General features: G+C 47.5%; 10 protein-coding genes and 2 pseudogenes. 11 read left to right on the top strand and 1 reads right to left on the bottom strand.

Annotated features, from left to right (window positions below):
- The 4 genes and pseudogenes from ACETPC_RS23610 to ACETPC_RS23595 form a co-directional block, all read left to right on the top strand.
- Positions 1 to 1,680: VENN motif pre-toxin domain-containing protein (locus ACETPC_RS23610; protein WP_380184872.1), on the top strand; the 1,680-nt coding region annotated here is incomplete at its 5' end.
- Complete coding sequence (locus ACETPC_RS23605; protein WP_380184871.1) at positions 1,680 to 2,060, top strand: DUF6911 family protein; 381 nt, start codon at positions 1,680 to 1,682, stop codon at positions 2,058 to 2,060. The genes ACETPC_RS23610 and ACETPC_RS23605, both read left to right, overlap by 1 nt.
- Before the next feature lie 7 nt (positions 2,061 to 2,067).
- A pseudogene (locus ACETPC_RS23600) lies at positions 2,068 to 2,830 on the top strand (adhesin); the annotation flags it as partial.
- A 25-nt stretch (positions 2,831 to 2,855) separates the two neighbouring features.
- A complete protein-coding gene (locus ACETPC_RS23595; RefSeq protein ID WP_380184873.1) occupies positions 2,856 to 3,182 on the top strand; it encodes a zinc ABC transporter substrate-binding protein in 327 nt (108 codons plus the stop codon).
- 64 nt (positions 3,183 to 3,246) lie between these two features.
- Here the strand turns inward: ACETPC_RS23595 and ACETPC_RS23590 are convergent, their stop codons facing one another.
- On the bottom strand, positions 3,247 to 3,441 hold the full coding sequence (locus tag ACETPC_RS23590) for a hypothetical protein (RefSeq protein WP_380184870.1): 195 nt from the start codon (positions 3,439 to 3,441) through the stop codon (positions 3,247 to 3,249).
- Between the two features lie 34 nt (positions 3,442 to 3,475).
- Between ACETPC_RS23590 and ACETPC_RS23585 the strand changes: the two genes are divergently transcribed.
- From ACETPC_RS23585 to ACETPC_RS23555, 7 genes and pseudogenes are all read left to right on the top strand, one after another.
- Positions 3,476 to 5,164 carry a VENN motif pre-toxin domain-containing protein gene (locus ACETPC_RS23585; protein ID WP_380184869.1) on the top strand — a complete coding sequence of 563 codons (1,689 nt, stop codon included), beginning with the start codon at positions 3,476 to 3,478 and terminating at the stop codon, positions 5,162 to 5,164.
- Entirely contained in the window at positions 5,161 to 5,646 is a 486-nt protein-coding gene (locus ACETPC_RS23580; protein ID WP_380184868.1) for a hypothetical protein, read from the top strand. Before ACETPC_RS23585 ends, ACETPC_RS23580 begins: the two co-directional genes overlap by 4 nt.
- A gap of 138 nt (positions 5,647 to 5,784) precedes the next feature.
- A complete protein-coding gene (locus tag ACETPC_RS23575; protein WP_380184867.1) occupies positions 5,785 to 6,321 on the top strand; it encodes a hypothetical protein in 537 nt (178 codons plus the stop codon).
- Complete coding sequence (locus ACETPC_RS23570) at positions 6,318 to 6,632, top strand: hypothetical protein (RefSeq protein ID WP_380184866.1); 315 nt, start codon at positions 6,318 to 6,320, stop codon at positions 6,630 to 6,632. Before ACETPC_RS23575 ends, ACETPC_RS23570 begins: the two co-directional genes overlap by 4 nt.
- A 79-nt stretch (positions 6,633 to 6,711) precedes the next feature.
- Positions 6,712 to 8,175, top strand: a complete 1,464-nt coding sequence (locus ACETPC_RS23565; RefSeq protein ID WP_380184865.1) for a VENN motif pre-toxin domain-containing protein — start codon at positions 6,712 to 6,714, stop codon at positions 8,173 to 8,175.
- An 8-nt stretch (positions 8,176 to 8,183) separates the two neighbouring features.
- Positions 8,184 to 8,549 carry a ribonuclease toxin immunity protein CdiI gene (cdiI, locus tag ACETPC_RS23560; RefSeq protein ID WP_380184864.1) on the top strand — a complete coding sequence of 122 codons (366 nt, stop codon included), beginning with the start codon at positions 8,184 to 8,186 and terminating at the stop codon, positions 8,547 to 8,549.
- 252 nt (positions 8,550 to 8,801) lie between these two features.
- Positions 8,802 to 9,046 (top strand): annotated as a pseudogene (locus tag ACETPC_RS23555) (hemagglutinin); the annotation flags it as partial.

Below are 9,046 nucleotides of genomic sequence, written 5' to 3'. Positions count from 1 at the left end.
ACGAAGTCAGCCACGGAAGCGCTGAACAGGGCCGGTACGAAAGAGCTTGCGGCAGCGAAGACGGAATGGCAGAAGGCTAACCCGGATAAAACGCCTACGCAGGACGATATCGTTCAGCAGCTGTACCAGACGTCCTATAACAAAGCGATGCTGGACAGCGGCAAGGGTACGGGCGGGGCGCTTCAGCAGGGTATCAGCGCGGCGACGGCGGCAGTCTCGGCGCTGGCGGGCGGCAACCTGTCGGCAGCGGTAGCGGGCGGCGCGGCGCCGTACCTGGCGGAGCTTATTCATAAAGCGACCACCACGAAAGATGCGAATGGCAAAGAAGTGGTGAACGTCGAGGCGAACCTGATAGCGCACGCGGTGCTGGGCGCGGCGGTTGCGCAGGCGTCGGGCGGTTCGGCGCTGGCGGGCGCGTCAGGCGGCGCGGCGGGCGAATATATCGCGCAGCAGCTCTACCCGGGCGTTGACCGTAAAGACCTGAGCGAAGAGCAGCGTCAGACGATAAGCGCGCTGGGCACGCTGGCAGCGGGTCTGGCGGGCGGCCTGGCAGGAGACAGCGCGGGCAGCGCGGTGACGGGGGCTCAGGCCGGGAAGAATGCTGTTGAGAATAATCTTCTTTCTGTCACGAAAAACGAAGCACTAAATAAAGCTATTGAAGACCAAAAAGCAGGCAGGAATTTACTGGAAGCTTCGCAGACTATAGTCAGGGCAACGAATGAGGATAGAGCCAGCAATGTGCTGGTAGGCAAATTCTTGAAAGGAACGATCACGGACAGTGAAAAGCAGCAGCTGGCAGGATTGCTTGACCAATATGGCACAGAACTGCAGACGGTGTACGGATATTCATCAAATAAGGCCAGTGATGCAATACGCTCGCTTCTTTCAGGCAATGCTTTTGTAGCATCACAAGCAGATGCCAGAGCCTATAATGAAGCACTGGGTTATTTAAAGACTTACAGCGCTCAATCAGGGCAGGCGGCATTGGGATCCGATGCACTTATGGTTCTTCCTGGAGTACCCGGAACACTGGTACGTGGCAGCGTAGCCGTCGGAGGGGCTTATCAGACTGGTACAGGTATTGGACAGATAAGCAAGGGGGAATATGCAAAGGGTTTTGCCAACGTTGGCTTAGGTACGGCAATAGTTTTGGGAGGCAGGCAGGGTAATAAAGTTGTGGGCAATATTGATGGCTCAATAGTTTCTCCAACTCAGCTGGCGACTCAGAACAGCTCACATGTATTAGATCGTCAAACGCGCACATCAATACCTAAGGTAACAGCAGAACTGACGGATACAATAACCGGGAAGACTTTTATTGATACAAATCAGGGTAATAGACCGGATTTTTATTTGGGTGACGCAAGCAGACCAACTCTAATTAACGGTAGAATAGAATCTAAAATAGAGAAAAATCCTGGTAAGTATTTGCCTAATGGGAATATGGCTTCTGCCCATGCTGAAGTTGGTGCTATTCAACAGGCATTCGATAATGGGATTACGGTTGGTAAAGATATGAGTATGAGAGTCACAAAAGAGCCCGTATGTGGGTACTGTCGTGGAGATATTGCTGCGATGGCAGATAAAGCAGGCTTAAAATCCCTCACCGTTTATGAGGAAAGCAGTGGGAAAATATTGTATTGGAACCCAGGGATGAAATCATTAAAGGAGAAAAAATAATGCTTATTACAATGAGTTGGACACTAAATGGTTACGGAGGAAATGATAATCATCCTCTATGGAATGCTATTCAAATAAAATTAGCTGCTTTGAGAAATGGATATGGGACACTAACATTAGATATTCACGACAATGATGAGGGGCCTCAGTTGCTACAAATAAGGGCCGAGGCAGGGAATTATTTGTTAATGCTAGGAGAAATAATAAACGATGATTATGAGGTTAGATCGTATTTTGATAAAAAAAAATCCAACAATAAAATAAATATATTAGGGGATTATTGGCCTGAAAACCAGATAACAACTGATTTTTCATTCGTCACTAAAGTTTTTAGTGAGTTTTTCCATACTGGCGATGTGCGGGAAATAATGCTGAATTAGTGATGTGAATAATGCGCTGACCGCTACCCAATCTCTTGCCTTCGATAAAGAATTGTCGGATTGCCGTAAATCCGGTGGTGACTGCCAGGCCGTTATTGATAAGTGGAAGCAGGTAAGCGATAAGCAAAGCGCAGAAACCGACCAGAAACTTCAGGACGACCCACTGGGAGTTCAGGTATGGGATAAGTAAGTAGCCCAGGGCGGCTATAATATGGCAGAGCGACCTGGCTGGCTGGGTAAACTGCCGGGTGTAGATGCGATGACCAGTGAGGAAGCCAAAGCCTACGTTCAGCAGTGGAACGGTCAGGATCTGGCGAAGATAGATGTAAACAGCCCTGAGTGGGAAAAATATGCGGCGTTTGCATCAGATCCTGAGAATCAGGCAGCATTAGCTTCATTAGGTAAATTGGGAAATGATCTTTTTGAGCTTGCTAAGAGAACTGTTTCAAATATAGCTCAAGTTGGAGTATCTACAGGCATAAAGAGCATGCAAACAGGGTTGAGAAACCCCCAGCAAGTAGACCAGATAAAAAATGATATGACGGTCAGGAAATTATAGATTTAATGCTCCTGAAGGTCGTATAGCTGGATATATAGATAGTAAGGGGAATTATTATATATCGGAAGGTAATCATCGGATGGTGGCTGCTCAGGAAATATATAAAAAGACTGGAGATAAATCTTACATAGATAAATTACTTCAAAATGGCTCATGGACTCAGACAAAGAATTCTCCAGCAGGAGCTAAATCTATGCCGACAAGGAAGTGATGACTTTATGGAGAATGATACCCTTATGAAAAAAAATGAGATATATGTAAAAATGCTATCTCTTTCCTTGCCCTACATCAGAAATATTCAGTCATTGGATAAAAAAGATAAAGGGCGTGATATATCGTGCTACTTTGAAGCTGAATTAGTACATAACCTAATGCATACACTACTCATCTCAGACTTTGTTGAGCATGATTTATGGTTTTTAAATAATCAAGCAAAATACTATTTTGAGAAATGCAGTGAAGAAATATCACCTAATTATATTCAACATGTTAAATATATAGAATCATTATTTAAACTGGTTCCTGATGAATTAAAGTCTAAGCTACAATGGCAAGGCCCTTGATAAAAATCCCGGCCACTGAGGCGGCATTTTACTTTACAACCAGTCACTTATCTTAAAGCGTCCGTCACTCAACTACCCCACCCGGGATCTTACGTGGCCGCTTCTGCGGTATGGCGATCGTTTCAATAAACACGGCGATCTGCTGCTGCTTGCGGGCCGACAGCTTTTTGCAGATCTTACGCAGCCTGGTCATCACTCCCGGCTCGGCGGGCGGCTCCAGTACGGTTTCGCGCGCACTCAGCAGAAGATGTCCCGGCATCACCCGCACGTTACCGACGCCCCTGATTCGTGACGTGGCAAATGCGAATCCGGGACTGGAGAAAATCTTCGATAAGGAGAAAGAGCAGCGCCGGGTGGAAACGGTGCAGGCGGTGGTGGATATCGGCCTGCAGGTCAGCGATATCGTCAGAACCGGGGGTAAGATAGCGGCGACGAAGTCAGCCACGGAAGCGCTGAACAGGGCCGGTACGAAAGAGCTTGCGGCAGCGAAGACGGAATGGCAGAAGGCCAACCCGGATAAAACGCCAGCGCAGGACGATATCGTTCAGCAGCTGTACCAGACTGCATACAACAAAGCGATGCTGGACAGCGGTAAAGGAACGGGCGGGGCGCTTCAGCAGGGCATCAGCGCGGCGACGGCGGCAGTCTCGGCGCTGGCGGGCGGCAACCTGTCGGCAGCGGTAGCGGGCGGCGCGGCGCCGTATCTGGCGGAGCTTATTCATAAAGCGACCACCACGAAAGATGCGAATGGCAAAGAAGTGGTGAACGTCGAGGCGAACCTGATAGCGCACGCGGTGCTGGGCGCGGCGGTTGCGCAGGCGTCGGGCGGTTCGGCGCTGGCGGGCGCATCAGGCGGCGCGGCGGGCGAGTATATCGCGCAGCAGCTCTATCCGGGCGTTGACCGTAAAGACCTGAGCGAAGAGCAGCGTCAGACCATCAGCGCGCTGGGCACGCTGGCAGCGGGTCTGGCGGGCGGCCTGGCAGGAGACAGCGCGGGCAGCGCGGTGACGGGCGCTCAGGCCGGGAAGAATGCGGTTGAGAATAATGCGTTCAACCTGGCAGGAAGAACTGATAAGCAAGTTCGGGATGGCATTCAAAGGCAGGCTGATGGTGTCGATTTAGATCAAGTTTATGGCAATGATCAAGAGAAAAAGGATGCCTACCGAAAAGGGAGAGAGGAGGGTGTCAAAGAGGGCTTCAAAGACGGTGTGGTGGAGGTTGTTCAAGGTACCGCGGAAAGCATTCTTCATCCGATTGATGCTATGTCTGATTTAATTGAAGCTGTGTGGAACTACGACGAAACCTATGGGGCAATCAAATTAACAGTAACGCAATGGAGCGAACTGTATGAGTATGCTCTGATTAATGATCCTGAATTAGCAGGAAAAATGGCTGGTTCGTTGCAGGGTAAGATTGCAGGAAACATAGGAACGAATATCGTTGTATCGGGAGCCGCGGCAAAAGCAATCCAGAAAGTTGCTCAAATGGAAAGTGGCGTAAAATGGTTACCAGTTGCTCACGGTAAAAATCATGCAACGATAGTTAAAGGAGATGTGCATATTCCTGTCGATAAAATAGAAGTATGGCTTCGAGGTGGGTCTGCGGGTGATGTTGAAGCATTAACGTCTCGCCTCAATAAATTGAAAGATGAGAGAAGTGCGAGTCAAAAAGACTTCGCTAAGTCCGGAAAGGCTGAAGAGATTATAGAAATTGAAAATAATCTCCAAAGAATTGATCGGTCCAGGCAAATGGGGCGAGATCTTGAAAGAGTGGGTATTGATAATATAAGTAATTTAAACAATAGTATAATTATTGATAAGTTATTGAGTTCAGCAAAAAACGTCACCGCTACTAATAGGAAGAGCTCTATTGTGATGACAGGATCAAATGGCTCCGTAAGAATTACGGCAACATGGGTAGTCCAGGCTGACGGAAAAAAGCGCCTGTCGACTGTTACTACTGGAGTTTTTAATCTTAAATGAAGATCTCAAGAACGAAAGAACAGCTGATCACAGAACTCACGAGTTACATTGAGAATGGGTATCTGGATATTAACTCTTTTGACAATCCTCCCGAAGAGGCGGCCACAGCACTGATGGAATTACATTTTATCAATGGTGCCGCATGCGAGACTTTTTGTCGAAAAATTATGTTATCCAGCGATGTGGGTGATGTTTATTTAGACAGCCTTTGTTTGAGGCATCTCTTTGATCTAAATAAAAACTATGCGCTAGAGTATGTCGCGGCGCAGGTGGAAAATATGCCTGCGCCGGTATTGGGGGCAGCGATGGACGGTTTATTTCAGTATAGTAACACGTCATTTAGAGCGGCATTTTCAGAGGATTTAATAGCACAACTTTATGCACGCTATGATGAGGTCGCACAAGATCCTTATGTAAGAAAGCGGCTGGCATCGACTTATGATTTTTTCAGCGTCGCTTATCCCCGAAAAATTAGTCGTTGAGAATAATGCGCTGGGTGATGGCTGGAATAATATATTGCCATCAGGCGCGATAGATTCGGCCAGTCTGTACAGTCATACGCGCAGTATGCTCAGGATAAGAATCTGCACCCGGAAGAGGTACAGGCAGATCTGGCCCGAATGGTGAAAGGCGATCTGCCTGAAAGCGCAGATATTATCAAAGCTATCCTGAGCAATAATCCCGGTTCAGATACTGCCATGGCGCTTCTGACTGCGGAAGATGCAAAAGACTATGCACTGGCACTGCTGACGTCAATCCCGGCAGAAAAAGCGCTGTCACTTGTCGGAAAAGCGGCAAAGGTTATTGATAACAAGATCCTGATTAGTGCAGCGAAGAAAATTTCGACAGCGAAACCGGGCCAGCAGTTTACAGCGCCAAGGGATCTCAATGAGCAGTTATTATGGAATCAGGTAAAAGAAAACCCAACAATTGGTAAGGCTTTGGATGGCATGAATAAAGACCCTCGCTTCCCTGTATCATCAGGATTTCAGAAGATGGAGGCAAAACAAAAGCTCTCAGATGGCTCAACAATAACTGTTCATTATCAGTACAATTCAAAAACTGGTAAGGCATATGATATGAAAATAACTACACCACAGAGGGTTATAGCCGATCCTCAAGACGTCATCAGTAATATAAAGGATAAAGTTCGATGAAAATAAAGGAATGCGATGGTGAGCTTGTTGATATATATGCAATTTACTTCATTAATTGTGAGGTGAATTTTTTAGGAATGCCCAAAAACTATGGAGGGCTATCTGCTTACTCAGCGAGAGAAGTAACTATTGTTGAGCCTGAAATTAAAGGAGAGTACGTATTTTTTAAAAATGTTGGGCATGGTATTTATCACTGGGCATTAATCAAAGAGGATTTGTTAGACGGTCTTCTGGAATTAGATCAAACTGCTTACAACCGCTTCCTTGAGATCCTGAAAGCGGAAGGTCAGATAGATCCAGACTTCTGTTAACCAGCAATAACCTAGCTTTTGCAGCTGGGGTTTTACTTTATAACCAGTTACTTACCTCAGCAGGACGTGGCAGAACAACGTGAAAACGGCGCCCGGATACGAGGATATAGCGCAGCAGGCTTACAACAATGCCATGGCGCCGTGGGGAACGGGCAGCGCCATTCAGCAGGGCATCAGCGCGGCGACGGCGGCAGTCTCGGCGCTGGCGGGCGGCAACGTATCGGCAGCGGTAGCGGGCGGCGCGGCGCCGTACCTGGCGGAGCTTATTCATAAAGCGACCACCACGAAAGATGCGAATGGCAAAGAAGTGGTGAACGTCGAGGCGAACCTGATAGCGCACGCGGTGCTGGGCGCGGCGGTTGCGCAGGCGTCGGGCGGTTCGGCGCTGGCGGGCGCATCAGGCGGCGCGGCGGGCGAGTATATCGCGCAGCAGCTCTATCCGGGCGTTGACCGTAAAGACCTGAGCGAAGAGCAGCGTCAGACGATAAGCGCGCTGGGCATGCTGGCAGCGGGTCTGGCGGGCGGCCTTGTCGGGGACAGCGCGGGTGGAGCTATGACGGGGGCTCAGGCCGGGAAGAATGCGGTTGAGAATAATTGGCTTCACGTCAGTGAAAAGACCGAGCTTGAAATAGCGAAGCAGAAACTCAAGAGCAACGACCCGGCAGAGCAAGAGAAGGCACAGCAGCAGATAAATGAACTGCTGGATAAAAGCATCAGTCGTGACCAAAAAGTTATAGATGCCTGTGCTAACGGAAAAGCTGCAAGTGCGGGATGTGCTTCTGCAAGGCTTGAAGCTTACTCAGCCAGGGGTGAGTATGAAGTTGGGCAGTACAATAACAAAGTCAGCGATATGTATCCTGATGCTTACGGCCAGATAATAAGCCTGCTGAACATCACCAGCGTTGACGCACAAAATCAACAGCAGGTGAAGGACGCCACGGTAAACTATGCCATGCGGCAGTTTGGTGTAGACAGGGCGACGGCAGAACAGTATATATCCAACTATGACGGCATGAGGATCGTTGCTGCTTCAATATCGCCTGTACTGGGAACGACAGCTGCTAATAAATTCAGTGCCTTGGTTAAAGAAGCTAATATTTATCCATCCGGTATCAGCTTTAGGATTGACCAGCCAAAACATCTGGCTACTGTTGATGGGTTTACACAAAAAACAGGAATATCAGGTGGGCATAATGCAAATGCTTTTTATAAAGCTGTAAAAGAGTACGGTGTGAAAGTTATTAGCGAGAGACATACTGCTATAAAAGGCATTATGGAGGTTAAATATCAAATACCTACTAAAGATCGTGCAGGAAACCTTACGGGACAATATAAAAATACAGTTGAAACAAAAACCATTTATGATCCTAATATATTCACTGATGAGAAAATGTTAGAGCTCGGACAACAAGCATCTGCTAAAGGTTATAAAGATGCAATGGCGAGTAAGAATGGGCAAGCCAGTGCAACCGCTGATGGAGTTAGCTTCAGAATTTATGTGGATAAATCTACAGGACTGGTACGGAATTTTCATCCTAATTGAGGTTAATAATGGGAAAAGAACTTTTTAATCAAAAAGATATTGATGAAGGATTAAACTTAGTCATTATATCCTATTTTGAAAGGCTTTATGACGAAAATAAGTTTTTGGAAGCTATTGAACTGTTATCAAAAAAATGGACACTCAATGTTGATGGAGCTTATTGTAACTTTCCTGACATGAATAGTTATGATGAAAGTGAACATTTTGAAGGGGTTGAGTTTGCAATAGGCTATCCGCCAGAAAAAGATGATACGGTCATTGTCAGCGAAGATATCTGTTATCAGTATGTTCGGTTAGCCTGCGAAAAATATCTTCGGCTTCATCCTGAAGATACAGGAAAAGTTGAGGAATTAATGACTAAACTCCCAATTTAAAATAGAATATCCCAGCCCTTGAGGTTGGGATATTCTTTCACATTCAGTCATGTAATTCAAAATACCTACCAGTTTACCGTTTCTTCGGTGATTTTCTGTGTTCGTTTCTGCGACATGGCAAACAGCTCAATATATGCCGCAATCTCTTGCTGCTTACGTTCAGAAAGATTTTTACAGGCCCGCTTTAGCATGGTCACCACCTCTGCATATCTTAAGAGTATAACTTCGCTATTGGTGTGGTCTGTTTAGTTGAGCGTGAACGAGCAGACGGGCATCTTCGCAGGTAAAGGCGGCTTTGACGTGACGGTCGGCGAGCACACGCAGCTGAACGGCGCGGTTATCGGCTCAACGGCGGATGCCAGCCTCAATAAGCTGGATACCGGCACGCTGGGCTTCAGCAACATAGAGAACCACGCGGACTACAAGGTTGAGCACCAGAGCGTGGGCATGAGCAGCGGCGGCCCGATCGGCAGCCAGATGCTGGGTAATATGGCCAG

It is taken from the genome of Pantoea sp. sgz302252 (assembly GCF_042610525.1).
GTDB lineage: Bacteria > Pseudomonadota > Gammaproteobacteria > Enterobacterales > Enterobacteriaceae > Erwinia.
The sequence above is the reverse complement of the archived record's forward strand: the minus strand, read 5'-3'. Positions and strand labels throughout refer to the sequence as shown.